The sequence below is a fragment of the Paraburkholderia sp. JHI869 genome (assembly GCF_038900775.1).
In the GTDB taxonomy this organism is placed as follows: Bacteria; Pseudomonadota; Gammaproteobacteria; order Burkholderiales; family Burkholderiaceae; genus Paraburkholderia.
Window position 1 is genome coordinate 93,752 of record NZ_JAYMSC010000005.1, and the last position, 21,717, is coordinate 115,468.

The 21,717-nt window shown below is 65.2% G+C and carries 19 protein-coding genes and 1 riboswitch; of the genes, 7 read left to right on the top strand and 12 right to left on the bottom strand.

What is annotated here, in order from left to right; translation table 11 throughout:
- Positions 1–16: 16 nt before the first annotated feature.
- The 8 genes from tssB to tssJ form a co-directional block, all read right to left on the bottom strand.
- Entirely contained in the window at positions 17–592 is a 576-nt protein-coding gene (tssB, locus tag VSR72_RS11510) for a type VI secretion system contractile sheath small subunit (protein ID WP_342952500.1), read from the bottom strand.
- Between the two features lie 121 nt (positions 593–713).
- A complete protein-coding gene (gene tssA, locus VSR72_RS11515) occupies positions 714–1,826 on the bottom strand; it encodes a type VI secretion system protein TssA (RefSeq protein WP_342952501.1) in 1,113 nt (370 codons plus the stop codon).
- A gap of 21 nt (positions 1,827–1,847) precedes the next feature.
- Positions 1,848–3,848, bottom strand: a complete 2,001-nt coding sequence (locus tag VSR72_RS11520) for a protein kinase (RefSeq protein WP_342952502.1) — start codon at positions 3,846–3,848, stop codon at positions 1,848–1,850.
- Positions 3,849–3,909: 61 nt separating this feature from the next.
- Positions 3,910–4,587, bottom strand: coding sequence for a type VI secretion system-associated protein TagF (gene tagF / locus VSR72_RS11525; protein ID WP_342952503.1), 678 nt, complete (start codon positions 4,585–4,587; stop codon positions 3,910–3,912).
- Entirely contained in the window at positions 4,584–8,255 is a 3,672-nt protein-coding gene (gene tssM, locus VSR72_RS11530) for a type VI secretion system membrane subunit TssM (RefSeq protein WP_342952504.1), read from the bottom strand. Before tssM ends, tagF begins: the two co-directional genes overlap by 4 nt.
- Positions 8,252–9,607, bottom strand: coding sequence for a DotU family type VI secretion system protein (locus VSR72_RS11535; protein ID WP_342952505.1), 1,356 nt, complete (start codon positions 9,605–9,607; stop codon positions 8,252–8,254). Before VSR72_RS11535 ends, tssM begins: the two co-directional genes overlap by 4 nt.
- Entirely contained in the window at positions 9,604–11,022 is a 1,419-nt protein-coding gene (tssK, locus tag VSR72_RS11540; protein WP_342952506.1) for a type VI secretion system baseplate subunit TssK, read from the bottom strand. Before tssK ends, VSR72_RS11535 begins: the two co-directional genes overlap by 4 nt.
- A gap of 8 nt (positions 11,023–11,030) precedes the next feature.
- Positions 11,031–11,543, bottom strand: a complete 513-nt coding sequence (tssJ, locus tag VSR72_RS11545) for a type VI secretion system lipoprotein TssJ (RefSeq protein WP_342952507.1) — start codon at positions 11,541–11,543, stop codon at positions 11,031–11,033.
- A 396-nt stretch (positions 11,544–11,939) separates the two neighbouring features.
- Here tssJ and VSR72_RS11550 point away from each other — a divergent pair, with 396 nt between their 5' ends.
- The 4 genes from VSR72_RS11550 (at position 11,940) to VSR72_RS11565 (ending at position 15,738) form a co-directional block, all read left to right on the top strand.
- The gene (locus tag VSR72_RS11550) at positions 11,940–12,374 is read left to right on the top strand and encodes a TssQ family T6SS-associated lipoprotein (RefSeq protein WP_342952508.1); all 435 of its coding nucleotides are present in this window, start codon (positions 11,940–11,942) and stop codon (positions 12,372–12,374) included.
- 57 nt (positions 12,375–12,431) lie between these two features.
- Positions 12,432–13,775 carry a type VI secretion system-associated FHA domain protein TagH gene (gene tagH / locus VSR72_RS11555; RefSeq protein WP_342952509.1) on the top strand — a complete coding sequence of 448 codons (1,344 nt, stop codon included), beginning with the start codon at positions 12,432–12,434 and terminating at the stop codon, positions 13,773–13,775.
- Positions 13,772–14,542 carry a PP2C family serine/threonine-protein phosphatase gene (locus VSR72_RS11560; protein WP_342952510.1) on the top strand — a complete coding sequence of 257 codons (771 nt, stop codon included), beginning with the start codon at positions 13,772–13,774 and terminating at the stop codon, positions 14,540–14,542. The genes tagH and VSR72_RS11560 overlap by 4 nt, the downstream gene beginning before the upstream one ends.
- 866 nt (positions 14,543–15,408) lie before the next feature.
- Entirely contained in the window at positions 15,409–15,738 is a 330-nt protein-coding gene (locus VSR72_RS11565) for a hypothetical protein (protein WP_342952511.1), read from the top strand.
- Between the two features lie 237 nt (positions 15,739–15,975).
- On the opposite strand, the gene VSR72_RS11570 is transcribed toward VSR72_RS11565, so the two are convergent.
- A complete protein-coding gene (locus tag VSR72_RS11570; RefSeq protein ID WP_342952512.1) occupies positions 15,976–16,563 on the bottom strand; it encodes a TMEM165/GDT1 family protein in 588 nt (195 codons plus the stop codon).
- Between the two features lie 20 nt (positions 16,564–16,583).
- A riboswitch (yybP-ykoY riboswitch) is annotated at positions 16,584–16,753 on the bottom strand.
- Positions 16,754–16,859: 106 nt separating this feature from the next.
- Between VSR72_RS11570 and VSR72_RS11575 the strand changes: the two genes are divergently transcribed.
- The 3 genes from VSR72_RS11575 to VSR72_RS11585 are packed head-to-tail and all read left to right on the top strand — an operon-like array spanning position 16,860 to position 18,642.
- On the top strand, positions 16,860–17,135 hold the full coding sequence (locus VSR72_RS11575; RefSeq protein WP_017234408.1) for a metal/formaldehyde-sensitive transcriptional repressor: 276 nt from the start codon (positions 16,860–16,862) through the stop codon (positions 17,133–17,135).
- 7 nt (positions 17,136–17,142) lie between these two features.
- Complete coding sequence (gene dmeF, locus VSR72_RS11580) at positions 17,143–18,438, top strand: CDF family Co(II)/Ni(II) efflux transporter DmeF (RefSeq protein ID WP_342952513.1); 1,296 nt, start codon at positions 17,143–17,145, stop codon at positions 18,436–18,438.
- A 3-nt stretch (positions 18,439–18,441) separates the two neighbouring features.
- The gene (locus VSR72_RS11585; protein WP_342952514.1) at positions 18,442–18,642 is read left to right on the top strand and encodes a DUF1289 domain-containing protein; all 201 of its coding nucleotides are present in this window, start codon (positions 18,442–18,444) and stop codon (positions 18,640–18,642) included.
- Positions 18,643–18,654: 12 nt separating this feature from the next.
- Here the strand turns inward: VSR72_RS11585 and VSR72_RS11590 are convergent, their stop codons facing one another.
- Genes VSR72_RS11590 through VSR72_RS11600 form a run of 3 tightly spaced genes read right to left on the bottom strand, consistent with a single transcriptional unit; the run spans position 18,655 to position 21,717 of the window.
- Positions 18,655–19,650 carry a YncE family protein gene (locus tag VSR72_RS11590; RefSeq protein WP_342952515.1) on the bottom strand — a complete coding sequence of 332 codons (996 nt, stop codon included), beginning with the start codon at positions 19,648–19,650 and terminating at the stop codon, positions 18,655–18,657.
- A 44-nt stretch (positions 19,651–19,694) separates the two neighbouring features.
- On the bottom strand, positions 19,695–20,936 hold the full coding sequence (locus tag VSR72_RS11595; protein WP_342952516.1) for an MFS transporter: 1,242 nt from the start codon (positions 20,934–20,936) through the stop codon (positions 19,695–19,697).
- A gap of 46 nt (positions 20,937–20,982) precedes the next feature.
- Complete coding sequence (locus tag VSR72_RS11600) at positions 20,983–21,717, bottom strand: superoxide dismutase (RefSeq protein ID WP_342952517.1); 735 nt, start codon at positions 21,715–21,717, stop codon at positions 20,983–20,985.

The window sequence follows — 21,717 nt, forward strand, 5'->3', positions numbered from 1 at the left end:
GTTCGTCCTCCTGCTTTTAGTCGTGCCTGGGTTCGTGCGTTGGATCATTGCCGTGTTGCGGCGGGTCATCCGCATCTTTCGGCCCAGGGAGTGCCCTTGGCCTGGAAAGCTCGGCCAGCAGCGCCGGATCGCCGAGCGCTCGCGCGATCAACGCCTCCGCGCCGCGCTTGCCGTCCATGTACGAGAGCAGGTTCGCGAGTTGGGTGCGCGCTTCGAGCAGGCGGCGCAGGGGCTCGACGTTGCGCGCGAGCGCGGCGGGCGAGAAGTCGTCGATCCTGCTGAACGCGATCTCCACGCCGAGCACGCCGTCGCCCGTGAGCGTGTTGGGCACCTCGAACGCGAGCGTCGGCGCAATCGACTTCATGCGGTCGTCGAAGTTGTCGACGTCGATCTCCACGAAGCGGCGCTCGGCCAGCTCGGGCAGCGCGTCGCCGCGATTGCCGGCGAGATCGGCCAGCACGCCCATCACGAACGGCAACTGCACTTTCTGCTCGGCGCCATAGAGCTCGACGTCGTATTCGATCTGCACGCGGGGCGCGCGATTGCGTCCGATGAACTTCTGGGCTCCTGCCGATGACTTGTGTCGAGACATGTGAGTCAGCTCCCGCGCAACCCGTGCGCTTCACGGGGTCGATTACCGTATCGATCCCTGCATTGATCCGTGCGCGGCCCTTGCGCATCCGGGGCCGCGCGCTGTCGTGCATCGCCGCGCATCATTGCGGCGATTCGTTGCGATGACCACTCAGATGGTCGAGCTCTCGCACGCTCTCCGGTGCGATGTCGCGGAAGATCTCGTAGAAGTTCAGCGAGAGCAGGCGTTGCGCGCGGCGCAAAAAGATCGGTGCAGGATGGCTCGGCTCGTGCAGCTCGAAGTAGCGGCACATCTTTTCGAGCCCGACGTCGATGTCGGACCGGCTCGATATTTCGGCGTCGCGCCAAGCAGCGCCATTGGCGCCATTGGCGGTGCTGGCGGTGCTGGCGGTGCTGGCGGTGCTGGCGGTGCTGGCGGTGCTGGCGGCGGGCGGCCGCGCAGCGCCCCACCGCTGCGACATGGGTTGCGGTTCCTGGCCGCCTGCTCCCGGCGCGGCTTCCTGCGCCGCTGCCGTTGTCCTGCCCGAAGGCAGCGCCGCGGCCAGGGTGGCGAGCTGCCGCTCGAGCGCGCTCGCATCGAGCGTCCACGCGTCGCCGAGACGCTCGCTCACGCTGCGCCGCAAATGCGCGAGATGCTCCCGGATCGTGAGCCCCGCGTGCAGAGCCGGGCTGGCCGACTCGAACGCGTCGCGCCACTCGCGCACGAGTCGCTCGCGTCCGCCGGCGTAGGTGTTTGCCTGCCCTCCATCGACGCCGTCGCCTTGCCGCAGCACGTCGAGCGCCGCGCTCACGCTCAGAGTGCCGAGCAGCGGCTGCTCGCGTGCTGCGCGCGCACAGCCCTGCGGGCCTGCAAGCTCGGCGAGAACGTTGAAGCGCGGCAGCGGATCGGGCGTGCCGTCCACGGCGAGCATGGGGTGCAGCGCTTCCCAGTACGCGTCGAGCAGCGACGTCGTGAGACGCAGCCCGTCGGCATAGCCTTCCAGACCGCGGCTGTCGATCCACGCATACGTGAGCGGCACGACGACGCGCAGATCCTTCGTGCGCGCGAGCAGTGTGAGCGCGATGCGCTCCACGTCGCGCCATGCGGGCGGCTGCGCGGCGATGCGGGTCTCGCCGTACTGCTCGTCCGGCTTGCCGGCCGCGCTGCGCTGAAGCGCGAGAAAGTCGGCGTCGTATTCGAGGTCCGGTCCGCACGGCGCGTCGGCGCTGATCGGTGCGAGCAGGGTGTCGATCATCGTGCGGTCTCCTTGCGGGAATTACTCGAACGTATGGCTGATTTCGAGCGGCGCGCTGCCCGCATCGAGCGTCACCATGCGCACGTACGGTTTCGACGAGCCGTTGCGGATCTCGATGCGATGCGTGCCCGGCGCCAGACTCGCCGTGCGAAACGGTGGACTGACTCCGCGCCGCACGCCGTCGACATAGACCTCGCCCCACGGAACGATCTGGAAGTGCACGCGCACGGGCGGCAGCGGCGCGGGCGTGCGCACCGAAGAGCGCGGCGCCTGCGCGACGACCGGCGCGGATGCGTCGGACACCGCAGGCGAGGCGTGCGCTTCAGCGGGCGGCTGGGCCGCTGCGTTCGTTTGGGCTGGCTGCACCGTGGCCGCGGCGGCGGTGGCCGCATCGGTCGCGTTGAGGGGCTTGTCCTTGCCCGCCTGGACTTCCACCACCGTCGTGTCGGTGGTCATCGCAGGCGCGGCGGGCATCAAGCCCGACGCGCCCGGCTGCTGCTGCGCCTGCGCGGACGACTGCCCCGGCGCATTGGCGCCGGGAAGCGCCTGCGCGAGTGCGGGCGCATGGCTCGCAGGCGCGGGTGGCGCACTGCGGCTCGCGACCGCCGGCCGGGGAACGGGCGGCGCATGAATCGCGAAGCGCAGAACGGGAACACCCACTACGAGGATGAGCAGCAGGACCAGCGCAGGGATGCGCAACATGCGCCAACTGAACTGCCGATGTGAAGCTTCGGATACCGTACTTTCGTGGCGTTCCCCAGTCTCCCCGGAGACTTCTGCGGCCAGTTGTGGAGCAACTTGCTCGTGAGCGGCCTCTCGCGGTGACGCGTTTTGCGCTTGCGGCGCCGCGCCGTCATGCGACGGGGCCTCGACGGACGGCGGTGTTTCCGCTCCCTCACCTTCGTTCGCGGCAGTGGCATCGACAGGCGCAGGCGCCGCCTCTACGGCGGGTGTTGCTCCTCGCGGCGCGGGCGCTTCGTGCGTAGCGTCGTCTTGCGCGCTCGCCCCCCCGACGTCAGCGGCAATGCCTGCCGCGCGGGCGGGCGCGTCATAGCCCGCGGGCACGAACACGCTTGGCGAAACCTCGTGCAAGTCGAGCGCCTGGGCAAATGCGCCGACAGAATCGGGCCGGTCCTCGATGCGCAGCGCAAGCGCGTGATCGATTGCGGCGCGCAGGCGCTCGCCGTAGTGCTCCCCGTCATGGCCAGCGGCTTCACGGCCCGCCAGCGGCCGGTACTGATCCTGAATGCTGCGCACCACCGCCGCCGGCGGCAGTTCGCCGGTCATCAGCGCATACGCGAGCGCACCCAGCGCATAAATGTCGGTCCAGGGTCCTTGCCTGAACGCGGGATCGTCGGTGTATTGCTCGATCGGCGCGTAGCCGGGCTTGAGCATCATGGCGGTCTCGTCGACCATGTCGCCGATCAGCTTGCGCGCCGCGCCGAAGTCCAGCAGCACCGGGTTGCCGTTGGGCAGCATGAGGATGTTGTCGAGCGAGATGTCGCGGTGAAAGCACTGCGCGCGATGCAGCACGTCCAGCGCGCCCAGCACCGAAGCGAGCAGGCGCCGCAGCGCCGCTTCGCTCATCTGCTTGCCGCGCTTCTGGAGCTGCTCGAGCGTCTGGCCTTCGTAGAACGGCATCACCATATAGGCGGTGCCGTGGCTCTCCCAGAAGTGCAGCACCTTCACGAGCCCCGGATGGTCGAACTGCGCGAGCAGCCGCGCTTCGTTCAGGAACGCGGCGCGGCCCGCGTCGAATGCCTGCGAAAAACGCGCCGCGCGCAGTGCGACCGTGAAGTCGCCGGCGCGCGAAGCGAGCATCGCGGGCATATATTCCTTGATCGCGACCGCGCGCTGCAGTGTGCGGTCGAACGCGCGGTAGACGATGCCGAAGCCGCCCTTGCCCAGCACCGAGTCGAGCTCGAACCCGGCGAGGCGGTGGCCGTTCGGCAACGGCCGCACGCCATCGGCGCCAGGCGGCGCGGCGTGTGCCGCCGCTTCGACGTAGTGCGACTCGGTCATGTCTCTCCTCCATATGCGGCACGCGCGCCGCCGCGCCGCACGTTCTCCGGGGCAGCGTGTGTCATCGCTCGCCTCTGCCCGGCTCACCGAAGAGCCGCTGAAACAGCGCGGTGTCGAGCCCGCCCGTGTGGACGTCGGTGCGTGGCGCGCCGTGTCCGGCATCGGTCCACCAGAAGCTCGTCATGCCGTTCGGGTCGAAGTACTCCCACAGGTTCGGCCAGCCTCCATCCGCCGCCGTGGCCTCGTGAGTGCCGTCGCGCGCGCCTTCTCCCGGGCCGCGCGACGCGCCGTCGCGCAGCCCCTCGGCCAGCGCGAGATCGAACTCCTCCGGCCCATGCGCGCGGCGGATCGCGTCCTGAACGATGGCGTCCATCGCCCGGATGCGCGCGTCGGCGCAAGCGAGCGCTGGCTCGCCGGGTCTCCCGTAGCCCGCGTGGGCGGACGGTGCGATGGCCTGTGCGACGACGAGCGGATAGCGCCGCCCGACGCGGTCGTGGCTCGGCGCGACGCAACCGAGCTGCACCCAGCCGTCGCCGCTGCCGGCGGGAATCGCGAAGCGCCAGACCGGCGCGCGCACGTCGAGGCCCGCGCGAGCCGAGGCCATGCCCTGCGCGAGCCAGCGCTCCCAGGTGCGCGCGAGCTGGCCCGGCATGCGACGGCCCACGAAGTCGCCCGCCCCCGGCAACTTGCCATACCACGCTGGCAACCCGAATTCAGCGCCGATGCAGGGACCGTTCATGATTTCCCCGGACACGAGAACGACTCCAGTTGGGTAAGACGCAAGGGATTACGCACGCTGTCCGCCGTCACCTGCATGGCGAGCGCGTGATGATCCACGTTGAAGCCAACCACCATTTGCTCGGATGCCTGAGCACGCGCCGGTGCGCCGCGATCGAACAGGCGCATCAGCGCCCACGGCCCCTGAATCGTGAAGCCGTCGGTCGCGCCCGACTGATCGGTGATCTGCAGGCTCACCTGGTTCATGCCGCGCGGCCCCGGCCACTGCACCGTGACGGGGGCCTGCGGCCCATGCGCGTAGCGCACCTGCTGGCCGTCCACGTCGAGCGTCCACTCGGAGATTTCCGGGTCCATGTCGAGCGGCTTGATCTCCACCTTGATGGTCGGCTCGCGCGCACCGCCAGGAAAAAACGCGTCGCGTATCACCGCGGCCTTCTCGAACGACGCGAGCAGCCCGCTGTCACCGGACCCGCCAGATCCGCCGATGAAACGCCACGGCTGGACGCTCGCATCTACGCGGCTTTGCAGGTTCTTCTGGAAGAAGTCGTCCATCAGGCCGCCCGGCGCGAACATGAGCGCGAAGTCGCCAGGCGCCACGTCGCGTGTCGAACCGCGTGTGAACGGGTAGCGCCCCGCGATCGCCTGGCGACAAAAGTCGCCGATGTTGACCGACGCGTTTTGCGCGAGATTCTGGTCGACGTTGCGCGTGACGTTGCTCTGCGCGGCGTTCGCGAGGTCGCCCAGCATCTGCCGGAACGGCGCGGGCATGCGGCCCGCCTGGGCGCGGATCTGGTCGGCGCTGTCCGACTGCGGCGGGGTCCCGCCGCCGCGCAGTGCGGCGTCAGCTGCCGTGAGCCACGTATAGAGTCCATCGATCGACTTGAGGACGGCCGCCAGCGCCGCGCTCGTGCCGCTTGCGCCATTCGCGCCGCCGGCGCCGCCCGCCGCGAGGCTGCTGAACTCGCGCAGGTCCGCGAAGTGGGCGTCGACCACCGCTTCGGGGCGGTTCGACTCGCCCGCTGCGTCGCCGCCGCCCTGCGGCTGCCCCAGGATCTGCGCCAACGATTCACGCGCCTGGTTCACCTTGTCCTGCGCGTTCGCGGCGAGTCCGCTCGCGCCGCCCGGCGTGTTCACGCTTTGCGAGAGCGTCGTTTGCCGCGCGGCGGCATCGGCGAGTCGCGCGAGCGGCGAGTCCTGCGACGAGAGAATGCGGGCGATCTGCGTCGTCTGTGCAAGCGTCGACGTGCTCTGCAAGCGCAGATCGCCGAGATAGCCGTCCCATCGGCGGATGTAGTCGTCGAAGTAGAGCGAGCGCACGTCCTTCGCCCGCGCGCTCACCTGCACTGGTGTCGCGGCTTCCGGCGCGCTCAGCCCGAGCACCCAGACTTCGTCGCGGCCGAACGCATCGACCGCCGCCGCGAGCCGCCGGTCGAAGACCTTCCAGTAGCCGTCGTAGGTGAACAGGCCCGGCACGGCGTCGCTCAGGCTCGCGCCGCTCGCGCGCCGGAACACCAGTGCGCCCGAGGGGCCCGCCATCTGTGCCGCGCTCACGTCCCAGGCCGCCGCGGCGGGCCGCAGCGTACGCGCAAGCTGCGCATAGAGGCGCTGCGCGAAGGTCAGGCGAGTGAGTTTCTCGCGCGCGCCGGCTACCATCTGCTCGTTCTGCGCAAATGGCGAAACCACCACGCGGCCCGCGAAGAGCGCCGCCATGTGCGCCCGCAGATCGTTGCGCTGCGCGGACGTGAGATTCGCGCCCGGCGCCGAGGCGATCTCGAGATCGAGGACCGCCTGCACGAAATCCGGATCGTAATGAGCGGTGTCGTGGAGCATCAGATACGCCTTGAGGGCCGCGTAGAGATAGGCGGGGTCGTCGGGCGGCGCGTCGCGCACCGCCGTTTCGAGGCGCCGCGCAGCGAGCGGCAGCAGCAGTTCGTCGAGCGCGCGGTGATAGACGTTCTCAGCGGCGGACTGCACCTTGTCGCCCTGGAAGAGTCCCCAGCGGTACGCGAGCGACGGGTTGGCCGGATCGACGCCATCCACGTGCGCGATGTTGCGAATCGCGTCGAGCATCGGCAGCACGCGCGCAATATTGTCGGCGTCGGTGATGGTCACGCCCTGGAGCGCGTGATCGATCTGCGGCACGTTCGCCTCGATCGCCGCGAGGTACGCGCGGTTGCGTGCGTAGCTGCCCACCCACGCCGCCAGCGCGCCCGCCAGCAGGAGTGCGAGGAGCGCGTAGCCGACCAGCGCCAGCATGCGCTGGCGCTGGTACCAGCGCAGATCGGTGCCGGCGAGCCGCGCCTCCTTGAAGATGAGCTCCTGCAGCAGGTCCTTGAGGAAAAAGCTGCGCCCGCTCGCCGCCGCATGAGGCGCAGGCGGCACGCCGTCGATCTTCAGGAAGCGCTTGATGCCGCCCATCACGCGGTCGAAGACCGTGCCTTCCTGCGTGCCGCTCGTGAAATAAACGCCGCGCAGGAGCGGCATCGAATCGAATTGCGAGCTCGAGAACACCTGCTCGACGAACTGTCCGAGCACCTCCTGCAGGCCGCTGAACTGCTGCGGCAGCGAGTAGATGAGCTCGCGCCTGCGCGCGTCGGGTTCGGCGCTGAAGAGTTCCGGCAGCGCGTCGTTCAGGCGCCGGTGCAGCAGCCGGTATTCGCGATCGAACACGGTACGCAGGCTGAAGTCGCGCGCCTCGGTCTCGGCCAGCGCGATCGTGAAGCCCCACACCTGTGCGCGCTCGGTGCGATTGAAGCGCGCGAAATACTCGTTGAAGCCGGACAGCAGGTCCGCCTTCGTCACGAGCACATAGACCGGCAACTGGATACCGAGCTCCGTGCGCAACTCCTGCAAGCGCTTGCGCAGCGCCATGGCGTGCGCGGTGCGCTCGACCTCCGTCGCGCCCAGCAGATCCGAGACGCTGATCGTGAGCAGCGCCCCGTTCAGCGGCTGGCGCACACGATACTTCTTGAGCAGCGAGAGGAAGCCCGACCACTCGTCCTGATCGAGCGCCCGATTGCTTTCGTGCGTCGCATAGCGGCCGGCCGTGTCGATCAGAACGGCTTCGTTGGTGAACCACCAGTCGCAGTGGCGCGTGCCGCCCACGCCGCGGATCGCGGCCTTGCCGAACTGCTCCGCGAGCGGAAACGTCAGCCCCGAGTTGACGAGCGCCGTGGTTTTGCCCGAGCCGGGCGCGCCGATGAAGACGTACCACGGCAGTTGGTAAAGATACTGTCGCGTGAACCGTTCGAACCAGCGCCGGGTGCGTCCCCGCAGGCCCTGAGCGACCTGTGTGCCCTGCCCGCCCTGCGCGGCGCCGAGCCGTGCGTTGCGCAACAGGCGCGCGGCCTCGTCGAAGCGGCTGCGCAGCTCCTGGGCGTGCGGTGCTTCCTCCGCGTGCGTAGGGCGTTCTTCAACGGGCTCGCGCAACTGGCTCAGCAACTGCGCGTTGAGCTGTGCGGCGCGCCAGTGCCGATACCCCGCGCGGCCGGCCCACACCGCGAACAGCAGCACGATGACGAGCACGCGCGCCACGGCGCTGTCGAGCGGCCGGTACGCACCCACCGCGATCAACGGTCCGACGAGCCAGATCAGCGCCGCGAGCGCAACCAGCCCGATCAAGGCCCAGACGCGCGCCCCCAGCAGCGCGATTTTCGCGACGCGGCTCACGGAGCGTCTCCCGAGCCCGGCGTCGCGAGCTTCGGCGGCGCTCCGCGCAAGGTGATCTCGACGCGCCGGTTGCGCGCGCGGTTCGCCGCGGTGTCGTTCGGCGCGACGGGATCGGTGGCGCCGCGTCCTTCGGCGCGCACGCGGGTGCTGTCGCCAAGACGCGCGGCAAGGATGCTTGCGACGGCCTGCGCGCGTTCGACCGAGAGATCCCAGTTCGACGGAAAGCGCGCGCTATGGACCGGCACGTTGTCCGTGTACCCGGCCACGACCACTGCGCCAGGCACCTGCGCGAGCGCCGCCGCGACACGGGCGAGCGTCGGCTGATAACGGTCGATCACGCTGGCGGATCCGGACTCGAAGAGCCCGTCGCCGCGCAGCACGATCACGCTGCGGTCGGCGAGATCGCGCACTTCCACGAGACCTTCGGCGATCTCCGGAGCGAGAAAGCCCGCAAGGCGCGGTGGCGGCACGGGGCGCACCGCCTGCGGCTCGGCCGCCTGCAGGCGCACGCCCGGCACCTGCAGACGGCCAATCATCGCAAACGCCTTGTCGGAGCGGCCGGCCAGCGCGAGATCGAGCCCGACATAGGCGCCGAAGCCCAGCAGCACGGTCAACGCGGCGCAGGCCCAGAGCGGCACGGCGAAGCGCTGCGGGCCCTCGCGCGCGATCTCGTCGCGCCAATGCGTGGACAGCGCCGCGTCGTAGTCGCCGCGTACGCTGCGGATCGTGCGCGCAAGCGTGTGCCGCAGGTCGTCGAGCTGGGCCCGGCCGTTGTCGAGCACGCGATAGCGTCCCTCGAAGCCGAGCACCAGGCAGTAGTAGAGCAGTTCGAGCAGATTCAGCTGCTCGCGTGGCTGCTGCATCAAACGATTGAGGAGTTCGAAGAATTTTTCTCCGCCCCACGTCTCGTTGTGAAAGGCGACGAGCAGGCTGTTCGCCGACCAGTCGCCCGTTCCGCCCCATGGCGTGAGCGCCGCGGCTTCGTCGAGGGCCGTGCACAGGCAATAACGCGCCGCGCCGATCTGCTCGGGCGACGCACCCGCATCGCGCGCGCGCTGTTCGAACTGGCGGATCTCGTTGGCGAGATGCTCGCGCAGCCACGCCGGATTCGGGTGGTGCACGGTGTAGCGGATCTGCGGGATCAGGTTCAGCAGCGCGTTGGCCGCCGCGACGAGAGGATTGCCGCCGTCCCCGGAAGCCGCCGGGCCCGGGAACCCGTGCGCCTGCTCGTGAAGCGCGTCCGCCTGCCACGCGTCGTCGCCAGGCGCCGGGCCGAATCCGGAACGCGAGGCCGTGAAGGCGCCGTGTCCGGAAGCGCGTTCGGCGGAGACGGGATCGTTGAGCGGATTCATCGGATGTCTCGCTCACGCGCGTCGCCTGCGCGCACGCCGCCTGCGCGCATCTCGCGGATCGCCCAGAACTCCATCGCAAGGCCCGGGAAGTCACCCGCAAGATGAAGCGCGAGGCCTCCTGAGCGTTCGAGCTGGCGCCAGAGGTCGCCGCCCTTGTCGACCTCAAAGTAGCTGTGGCCCGCGTGGTAGGGAATCTGATGCGGCGCGACCGGCAGCGGCCGCACGGCGATGCCCGGTAACTGCAGTTGCACCAGATCGCGAATGCGCTCCACCGGGCCCAGCTTGATCTGGGACGGAAAGCGCGCACGCACGCTCTCGGCGGGAATATCGGCGCGCACGGCCAGCACGAAGCCCGCATCGCGCAGCAGCGACGTGTCGGCGATCACGGCGACCCGCACGCCGTTGCCCGCTTCTTCGAGCGCGATCTGCAGCGCGTGCTGGTCGAGTACCGTCGCAAGCGAGCGGCGCAGCTCCGCGAAAAGCGCGCCGAAGGTCGCGCGCAGGTCGTCGTGCTGATACACGGGCAGCACCTCGGGCCGCCGTGAAGCCGCCGTGAAGGTGGCGAAGTCGGCGGCCAGCTTGAGCCAGTCGCGAAACAGCAGCTCCGGATGAATGCCCGGCGTCTGCGCCGTGTGCGACGCGATCGCGAGGTAACGGTTGACGAGTTGCAACAGCAGGAAGTCGGCGACCTCCGACACGCCGCCGCGCCCCGCCTGCGCGAGACGCCCCGCCAGCAGCTCGCTGCGTTGCGAGAGCAGCCGGTCGAGCTCCTGCACATAGCCCGCGAGCTGCGGGTGGGCATGTGCATCGAGCAGCGGCGGAATATACGTTTCCTCGATCACCAGTTGACGGTCAGTGCGCCGCTCCACCACGCGCAGCACACCCATTGCGTACCAGTCGTCGTCCACCTCGGCGGCGAGCGCGAGCTTCAGTTTCAGTCGTCCTAACTGAACCAGCGCTGGCTCCAGCCGGACCTCGTTGACATCGGCGATCTCGGCTTCGTGCGCCACATAGCGCGCCAGCGCGCGATCGCCGCCGCCGAACGTCACCTGTGCGCTGCTGCTGCGCGACGCCGGCAGCGCGAGCACGACCGTGGCGTCGCGCACATCGGCGCTCACCTCGAGTGCTTCGGGCGCCTCGTCGAGATGCGAGAAGTCGAACGGCGTGCCGTCCGGCAGGATGCCGCTTGCCGCGCGCAGCATCACCTTGCCAAGCGCCAGCGCCTCCTCGTCGATCTGCAGCGATGCGAAGCCCCACAGAAAGCGCTGCAGCGGCGCGCAGCGCAAGTGCACATAGCGCTCGAAATAGCGCTCGAGCTGCTGGAAATGTTGCGGCCGCAAAAACATGCCTTCGGACCACACCACGCGCTCGCGCAGTCCGGCACTGCCCGTGGCAGGCGCGAGAGGAGGATTCATGCGGTCGTTCATCGTGCGTCACCGCTGGCCGGCGTCGCGACGAGTCCGTCGCCCTGCACCACGATCACGAAATGCGCTTCGGAAGGCTTGCCCTGCCAGAACTTGAACAGATTGGTGCTGGCGGGCTGCGGCAGCGCCACGGTAATTTTCCAGCGGCGCTTTTCGAGGGTGCGATAGCCCGCCACGATGCCGAGACTGCGCACCGTCTCGCCGCCGGTGTAGTGGAGCGTGCGCGACTCTCCGGGTCTCAGGACGATCCGGTCCGTGCCCGCCAGCTCCGGGCCCAGCGCGTCTTCAGGCTTGTTCTGCAGAGAGAAATAATCCGCCTTCCGGAAATTATTATCGGATTTGAGTTGAAATGTTTGCAACGCAACAGGGGCAGGCCGATTCTGCGAATCGCGATTGACGTCAGCCGCCACCTGAAACGTGACGGCATAAGGGACCGGCAAATCCTTCTCTGTCGATGCGCATCCGCACAATAATAAAAGGGCAAAATAAATCCCCTCGCGTGGATTATGCACGCGTTTAAATGGCACTCCGTACATACCGTCCAAACCCTCTTAATCAGCGCGAATTCACATTGCAAATGCAAAGGCAAAAACGTCCCCCGCCCCTGGATTCACGCCTGAATTCAGGGGTTGGAAGTCTTTGCTCCCGGAACGCTTGCCCCGAAATTTTCCGCGTCAACACGCGGAATTGGGACAATGCCTTTCGAATATTCGCGGAATTAAATTAATCTATCGCCGGCCGTGTCTCACGAGTAATAATTCATATGATGAAAATTCAGGTGACTAGACTATAGTTCGTACGATTCGTGATCGCAACGCTCTCCGAATGCCACCTCTATAAAAAATTTCACGGGCCGTAGAAGTTACTTCCATGGCTCACATGAAGAAGTAAATACCGGATCGCCGAAAATGACCTGGCCGATTACCTGGAACTTGTTACGCGCGAATCGCACGCGGGCTGCCCTCGCCGGCGCATTTTTACTGGCCGTCGCCGCAACGCTTCTTGCCGCGGGCGGTTGTACGAGCCTGTCGCCCGCGCAACGCGCCGCCGCGAATGCCGTTGCTGCCGCACAGGACTCGTACGCTGCGGGCGACTACCCGCGCACCATCCAGCTGCTGCGCAACAGCAACGCCACTGTCGACGGCGACCGCTCCACGCAGATCGACGCGCACAAGCTGATGGCGTTCAGCTACTGCGTGACGAACCGCGTTGCGCAATGCCGCTCGGAGTTCGAGGCGATCTTGCGGATCGATCCGCATTTCGAGTTGTCCGCCGCAGAGAAGGGACACCCGATCTGGGGCCCCGCATTCGACGCCGCGCGCCGCAAGGTTGCACCATCCTGATGGAGCGTCCCGCGCCGCGCGCCTTTTTATCCGTCTTTATGTGATTCAGTCTGCATCATGCAATTGACCGTCATCGAGTACGCAGGAGAACCGGTCCACGCCGAAACCAGCGTGGAGTTTCGTCCGCCGGGCGGCACGATCGGCCGCAACGCCGACAACCAGTTGGTGCTGCCCGACGAAACGCGTCAAGTTTCGCGGCTGCAGGCGCTGCTGCAGATCGACGGCGATCACTGCGTGCTGAAGAATCTGAGCAGCGTCTCAGTGGTGGAGATCAACGACACGCCGCTCGAATACACCGAGGAGCATGCGCTCGAATCCGGCGACGCGATCCGCATCGGCCCGTATGTGCTGCGCGCACACACGGGCGTCGGCGGCAACGCTGGCGCCACGACCACAAGCGCGGCCGCTACGCCTGTCGCGCAAAACGTCGCGAGGCAAGGCATGGAAACCGCCGCGCTCAACGACACGCCGCCCATCCCCACCGATCCCCTCGCGCTTTTCGCACGCTCAGGCGGTGCCGACTCGTCAATGGCGCAGCCCGTCACGACGCAGGCGGCGCAATTCGCGTTGCGCGGCGCCATCGAACGCGCGGCCGATACGCCTTTGCGCACGAGCGCGTTTGTAAAACCGGACCCCGGGCGCGAGCGCGATGCATCGCCGCCCACGCCTCGGCCGGCCGCCCAAAAACCGGCTGCCGCGAACGACAGAAGCAACGCAAAAAGCACAAGCGCGTCGCCGTCGACCAGCACCGCTTCGGCGGATGCGGACACTGCCACCACAGCGCCCGACTCGGCCGACGCCCTGCTTTCCGCCTTCCTGCGCGGCGCGGGTCTCGACAAGGCCACCTGCGACTGGTCAACCGAACAATTGCACACTGCGGGGCAACTGCTTGCGCTGTTCGCCAATGGCACAGTCGCGCTGCTCTCCTCGCGCAGCATCCTCAAACGCGAAGTGAAAGCCGACATGACCGTGCTGCTCGACCGCGAGAACAATCCGCTGAAGCTGCTGCCCGACGGCAGCGCGGCGCTGCGGCAGATGTTCGGCCTGCCGTTCCCTGGCTTCATGACGCCGCCCGGCGCCGTGGAAGACGCGTTCCACGACCTGCAGGCGCACCAGATCGCCATGGTCGCAGGCATGCGCGCCGCCCTGAACGACCTGCTGCAGCGCTTCTCGCCCTCACGTCTCGCCGAACGAAGCGAACCGACCCGCTACGAACAGTTCGTGCCGATGCTGCGCAAGGTGCGCTTGTGGGATCGCTATGAACGCATGCACCACGAGACGATGCTCGCCGTGGAGGATGACTTCAGCGCCGTATTCGGCAGGGCCTTCCTGCGCGCGTACGACGACGAGGTGAGGAACTATCACGCGCGACGCCGCCCGGCGCCTTCTGCCGGCGCATGAATCTCTCGTGTGCCCAGTTCTCGCGCGCGGGACAGCGGGACAGCAACCAGGATGCGCTTGGCTACACCATCACGGACGACTACGCCTGCTTTGTCGTGAGCGACGGCGTCTCCGGCGATCCTGGTAGCGAAATCGCCTCGCGTTGCGCAGTCGAGCGCATCCTCCACCGGGCGCAGGACACCGGCCGCACGCTCGCGCAGACCTTGCTCGAGTGCATCGAGGAAGCACACGCCGCGATCCTCGCGATGCAGCAGCGCGACCGCGAGCGCGGCCGCATGAGTGCGACCGTCGTGGCGCTCTTCATCGACCGGCGGCACGACATCGCGCAATGGGTCCATCTCGGCGACAGCCGCCTCTACCGGTTCGCACGCGGCGCGCTGATCGAACAGACGCGCGATCACAGCGTGCGCCAGCAACTGCTGGACGCAGGCCTGCCAGGCGACGGCGTCAATCCCGCCTGGCTGCATATGGCGCTCGGCATGCGCGGCCAGATCGCGCCCACGATCAGCCCGCCGCACGTGCTGGAAGATGGCGATGTGTTCTTGCTCTGCACCGACGGGCTCTGGCAATCCGTCGCGGAGGATGCACTCGAAGATCGCCTGCGCGTCGTTCATACCGTCGACGACTGGGCCGTGCTGATCGAGCACGAGGCGATCCGTCATACGGACAGCGCGCCGCACGCCGATAATTACTCTGCGCTCGCAGTCTGGGCCGGGAGTCCACAGAACGTCACGCTGGCGCGCGTGAGGGCGCGCCGGGCGTCGTGAGATGGTGCGGATCGGACGCGTGCAATGTCCAGAGCGGAGCATCACTGAATACGCGGCGGCAAAACATCCTGACTAACATGACGTCGGAGCTTCGTGATCCGGAGCGGAGCTAGTTATCGCCCCGGGCTCGGTGCAATCTGGAATAGCTTGCGTGACTGCTCCCGGCTTGTTGGGCTCGGTGCGCAGGTTTTCACGACATAGTGGTCTTGTCCGGCCGCTTCGGGCAGTGGTCGGCGGAACTGGCCATTCGACTTGCGCCCTCAGATCGTCGACAATCGGAGACGAAGTCGGTCCGTACAGCGTTAAAACGCTGTACGACAGATCCCGAACTCACAGTTCTCGGGATGAAGTCTCGGTCGTAGTGCCGGTTCTCTTCACGGAAAATTTGAGGTGTTGCTTTGACAACGAGCAGGATCGATCAGCTAGTCCAAAAAATTGCCTCTTTGCAGCAGGAGCTGAATAATGAGCGATTTACGGAGCTTCGGCTGTATCGTCGTGATACTGCGATCTACGAACTGTCGAGTGCCGTCAATCATACACTCGCCTGCTGATTGAGCGAGAACTATCGACCAATTGACATTCTTGTCGAGCGCGGCAGGAACTTCATACGCGAAACGCCTACCGAGAATCCAATCGCATTGATGTACTACACCCTTGCGGAAGAGTTCTTCGAGACTGTGCAGGCGGCCTTGGAAATGATTCCGCGCGCGAAGGCATAAACACACCTGTTGTGTGAGTCGCGGGCCGGGGACGAACAGACACGTCAGGTCGTGGGACGCCGTGTGGCCACTATGTGCCGTTCGACACCCTGAGGTAAATTGTCGCCAGTTGCTGTGCAAGGAACACGACGCATGGATAGTAGGCTAGTGCCCATTGAACCGCTGTCGCAGGTTGCATTTATCCACGACTATTTCCAGCTCGTTTTTCAGGAAGAACGGTTCACCGTCTATAATAGGGCTGCAATTGCAGATGGAGAAAATGTAATCCGCCAAGGAAGCGTAGGCTTCTGCGATAAACTCGTTGAGTTAATAGGCCAGTCCGTGGTCGCTGTCACGCAAACAGATGCTTACGTGCTTTGCCTTCGCTTTTCAGGTGGCGCGACGTTTCAGGTCGAGGCAGACCATGATCCGTCGTGGCCAGAAGCCTTCGACTTCATCGGCAGAAGCCAATTCTGGCACACCGAACTGAACCGCTGAGTCACCCCGCTGAACGTCTGCTTTGAAGAGATGCAAGTGGCCGCTCCGGGTCGGTTATGCCGCCGCATGAGGGCGTGGGCCGTGGGCGGGCGGTGTGCCTGGTCGTGGGGTGCAATGCGGCCACATTCGGACACCCATCCTATCCAATGATGTGCCGCTCGAACGACAAAATGTCCTTCGGAAGCGGTCACTCAACAGCGAATGTGCAGACCTCGTCAGGACATGCGCTCCGGCCGCTTAGAACAGCGGATGTGCTTCGGGATACAGCGCCGTTCGGAGAGCAAAGCCTCCGAGGACCACAAAAATAACAGCAGCCACTACATGTACCGCCTTGGTCGGCAGCCGGTCAGCGAACTTGTGACCAAGGTAAATGACCGGGACATTGGCGAGCATCATGCCCAGCGTCGTTCCCGCGACGACCCAAATGAACTCATGAAAGCGGGCCGCGAGGGCAACCGTCACCACCTGCGTCTTGTCGCCCATTTCCGCTAGAAAGAACGTCACTACCGTCGTGCCGAACACACCCATGTGCCCCTTCGTGACGGCATCCGTTTCGTCCAGCTTGTCAGGAATGAGAATCCAGATGGCCATCAGCGCGAACGACACGACAACGGCCCAGTTCATGACGTGGGGATTGATGACGTTTGCGAGCCACGCTCCCAGCGCGCCCGAAAATCCGTGATTGACCAACGTCGCCACGAAGACGCCGAGCACGATCGGAATGGGCTTGCGATAACGGGCAGCGAGAACGAGTGAGAGGAGTTGCGTCTTGTCGCCAATTTCGGCAAGAGCGACCACGCTGGTCGAGACGAGGAACGATTCCATAGGGTTTGTTGTTACCGGGCCGCGCAGTCAACACTGCGATGACACACACCCCAGCGACCCGGCAAGGTAGGGATGCACGTCATCGGTCTTGCCAGGCTTGTGCTGCGCACGCCATGTCGCCATCAAGCCGACAAGTATGTTGACGTGCGCCTCCAGACATCGCGTCTGGAGCGGCTACTCCCCGAAGTGTGGCGCGATTATAAAAGCATCGCGCCGGCTCCTGCAAGGATATTTTAGTATACCCCTCCACCCTATTTTGTTAATATACCCCCCTACGCTATAACTGGAGGCGGAGCATGAGCCATACGATTCGCGAAAAACAGAAACTGCTCAACCGGGTGCGCCGCATCAAGGGACAGGTCGAGGCCATCGAGCGTGCGCTCGAGGAAGAGCGCGGTTGCATGGACGTGCTGCAGCTCATTACGAGCAGCCGTGGCGCGATGAATGGCCTGCTCGCGGTGGTTCTTGAAGACCATATCCGTACGCACCTCGTCGACGCAGAGCCGCACGACGACGAGCACGGCAGCGGGACCGAGCAACTGATCGAAGTAGTGCACAGCTACTTCAAGTGAGAGAAACATGAGTCAATTCGAGAACGCCGCTTTCGGGGCGGGACACGATCACATCTTTCTGGGCGCAGCCCACGAAGAGAACGAGCGCAGAACCTGGATGGTGATCGCGCTGTGCAGCGCGATGATGGTGGCTGAAATTGTCGGCGGCAGTCTTTTTGGCTCGCTCGCACTCGTCGCCGATGGACTCCACATGTCGACGCACGCCGGCGCAATGCTGATCGCTGCCTTGGCGTATACCTACGCACGCCGGCACGCGGCCGACCCGCGCTTCGTATTCGGGACCGGCAAGCTCGGAGACCTCGCAGGCTTTACCAGCGCCATCGTGCTCGCGATGATTGCGCTGCTGATTGGGTACGAGGCCGTTTCGCGCTTTCTCTCGCCGGTGCCGATCCACTTCGGCCAGGCGATCCCCATCGCGGTGCTTGGCCTGCTGGTCAATCTGGCGAGCGTCTGGCTGCTGAGCGGCGACCATCACGGGCACAGCCACGGACATAATCACGGGCACGCTCATGGCCACGCGCATGGGCATGAAGACGACCACGGCCACGAAGAGGAGGTGCAACGCATCTTCGGTAGCGCTGGCGTCTTTGCCGTGTCGATCTTCGAGGATGGCGTGCCGCCCGTCTTCCGCATCAAGCCAGAAACGCATTCTTCAAAGCTGACAACCGATGCAGTTTCCGTCATGACGGTTCGTCCCGACGGTACACGTCAGACCTTCTCGTTTGCGGACCGTGGTGGCTATCTGGAGTCGAAAGAAGAGATTCCCGAGCCGCATGCCTTCAAGGCCGTCGTCCGCCTGCCTGATGGCGAGCATTCAATCGAGTTCGAAGAACACGAGCTCGACCACGACGACACGCAGGCTGCCGCGAACCGCGACCACAACATCCGCTCAGCCTACATTCACGTGATTGCAGACGCTGCAGTTTCCGTGCTGGCCATCATCGGCCTGTTGCTGGCCCGCGCGTTTGGCTGGGTCTGGATGGACCCGCTTGCGGGCATAATCGGCGCGCTCGTCATCGCAAACTGGTCGTGGGGTCTCATGCGCGATACGGGTGGCATCCTGCTCGACATGAACACGGACCGCCGCATGGCCGAGAACGTCCGCCACGTCATCGAAGACAACGGCGACACCGTGCTTGACCTGCATGTGTGGCGCGTAGGCCCAGGGCACATGAGCGCTGTCGTGTCGGTCGCCACAGGTGAAGCACAGCGCAACCCGGGTTTCTATCACGCGGCGCTAAAGCGGTTCAAGGGACTGTCGCATGTGACGGTCGAAGTGAATCCCAATCGGGCCGTAGCCTGAGCCATGGCAGTCAAATCTCCCTGCATTGACCTGTGCGCGTTCGATGGCAAGACCGGGCTCTGCACTGGCTGCTACCGGACGCGTGAGGAAGCCCGCAGCTGGAAAAAAATGACGGACCACAAGCGTCATCAGATCCTCAATGAAAAATCCCGGCGGCAGGCAAAGCTGACACGTGAAGCGCCGCAAGCGTCGAAACCGGACTGACCAGGTGCGCCCCTATCGCGGTGCCATGATCCGCAGGACGGGATGCCCGCCGACGTCCTTCAGCGGAAAGTACGACCGGTGCGTCGCCGCATCGAAACTGACAACGTGTGCATTCGGTCCCACGCGCCCGTCGCCAATCTTCGACACACGGGACGCGTCGACGCTGAACATCGACACGACGCCTGCCTCGCCAGCCACGAAGACCGTGTGCAATGCGGGATCGAACGCCAGGACATCCGGCTCGCCGCCGACATCGAACGCCGAGACAACCTTCATCGAACGCATGTCGAGCACCAGCAGGCGAGCATTGTCCTCGCAGGCAATTAGAGCAAGGCGTAATTCCGGGACAATCAGCAGTCCGTGATTGCCTTTCGCGCCGGGCAGATCGGTACGGGAAACAATCGTATTGGCTGCCGGATCGATCTCCACCAGTTGTCGTCGCGTCTGCACGTTGACGAAGATGTGTCGCGAAACCGGATCGTATTGCGAATTGCCCACTTCCCCGTCGAGTGGAATTGTTGCAATTCGACGGTTGCCCGGAACATCGATCACCGTCTCCGTTTCTCCGGTCTCGTCTGAAACGAACAGCCTGTGTGCATCGGGCGCGTACGCCATGCCGTCCGGATAGATGCCACCGGGCACCCGCGCAATGATTTTCAGCGTGCGCTCGTCGATCGCGACAACCTCGTTTGTGCCGGTCGCAGACGCATACACGCGGGAGAGTTCCGGCACGACCAGCACGCCGTGCACCGATGATATGCCGGATATGCGCGCGACGACGCGGGACGCGACTGTATCGAACACCACAACTTCGCTGTCCCCCAGGTGAGCGATGAACAGCAGATGCCTGTCAGGGTCATAGCTTTCATAATCGAATCGTGACACTCGCCCAGGCAGTGGAACATCCTCGACGTGCTTCAGTGGCAGATCGCCAGTTACTGCGTCATCCGCTCCATGTGCAACACAACTGGCAACGCTACCGGCCAAAGTCACGATTGCGAAAAGCATGCCAATGAGCCGCGCAACGAAGCGACGGGATGCCCTGGTGCGATTCACGACGATCCTCTCTCTGGCCTGATATGACGGAAAGCGGCGAGCACCGCGAGATCGTAGGCAATCTTGAGCACGCCACACGCAATCAGTGGTGCGCCGAGCCATCCGGCTCCCAGCAGCCCACCAGCGAATGTCGGCGCTACCGCCGCCGCGAGGCTACGCGGCACCGCAGTAAAGCTCGCTGCGGCCGGTCGTTCGGGTGGTGTCACCACCGCCATTACATAGGCACTCCGGGTCGGCACATCGAGCTGTGACAGCGCACTGCGCACAAGCAAAAGGACCAGGGTCAGTGGTAGCGTCGGCGTGAAGGCGGCGGCGATCAGGCTGACGCTTGACGGAATGTGTGTGAACACCATCGTGTTGAGCAAGCCGATCCTTCGCGCGATCGGTGCGGCGGCCAGTTGCGAGCTTGCGCTGAGCAGCCCGGACCAGAAAAAGAACTGTCCTGCTGACGCGAGCGAAAGGCCAAAGCGCTGGATCAGCCACAGCGTGAGCAGCGAGTTCACGAGCAAACCTCCCGCAAACGCGTCGACGCTGAACAGTAGCGCGAGCCGCGTGACGATCGCGCGCGACGGGCCGAGCGGCACCCGGGCAGTTGCCGCGTGCGCCTTACGCTTTGGTAGCCGGAGATACAGCAGGAAAACGACGAAACCCGTTATTGCGTAGATGATGAACATCGCGCGCATGACGGCGAGTGCGGAAAGGCCGAAATGGGCTACAACCCAATCCGGTAATCCGGCGAGCAGCGCGCCTAGTGCAGCCGAGAGCCCACCCACGAGGCTGTAGCGGGCGAAGAGCGCGGTTCGGACGTCGCCCTTCGCGGATTCTGCGAGACATGTGTGCTCAAGTGGCAGAAACAGGCTGACGTCACCCGAACTCGGGTTGAGCGTGCCGACAAACGCCACTACGAGCAGCGGCCAAAGTGACGACAGGAATCCAAACGCCAGGCCGGTTGCTGCCATCAGGGCCGCAGCGAAGAGCAGCAACGCGCGCTGCGGGTAACGGCCACCCATCAAGCCGACAGCGATCGTCGCGACGGCAGAGCCCAGCAGTGTGGCGGTGCCGACCAGGCCGACCGTGAGCTTCCCGAAACCAAGCGACAGCAGATACGCGGGCAGCAGTACGGCAACGAAGCCGTCGCAGATCCCGCGCAGACTCCGTGCTACGAGCAGCAGCCACGCGCTCTGGTCCACGCCCGCAGGAGGAAGCAGGATTGAGAGTGGCGCCCGGGCAGCAGTCATTTCAGTACCCGCGTATTCGCCTCGACGTCGTGCCAAGCGCGTGCATTCACACCGTCGCGCGTGACGGCATCGCGGCCTGAAGTCTCATTGCAGCGTTATCCCAGTTGATGATGCTGAAAAGTTGGTTGACGTACTCATTGCGGAGGTTCTGATACTTCAGGTAGTAGGCATGCTCGAAAACGTCGAGAACAAGGATCGGCTGGATGCCCCACGCCGTGAGTTTCTGGTGGTTCTCGCACTGGAGGATCATGAGCTTTCCGGTCGCAGGCAGGTATCCAACGACGCCCCAGCCTGACGCTTCAGTGGCAATCGTCGCTGCCATGAGCTGCGTCCTGAACTTCTCGTATGAGCCGAAGTTGGTGTCGATCGCTTTTGCCAGATCGCTCTTCGGCTCGCCGCCCTTACCCGATATGCTCGTCCAGTAGATGGTGTGCAGGATGTGACTGGACAGCTGATAGGCCAGCTCTCTGGTATGGAACTTCACCGATGCGAAGTCGCCGGTTTCGCGTGCCCTGGCGAGTCCTTCCTCCGCCTTGTTTGCCGCAGCGGCGGCTGGCTTGTGGTGAAAGTTGTAATGGAGTTCAACCGTGCGTGCATCAATGGCCGGTTCGAGTGCGTCATAGGTGAATGGCAGCGGCGCCGCCGCATACTTGCCGTCCGCATTGACGAGTCTGTCGACATAGCCGGGAACGCTGGCCGCGTGGACCATCTGCGCCTGGGACAGCATCATTCCTGCACCGACTGCGGCGGTATCGTGCAGAAAGGTACGTCGCGATTTCAT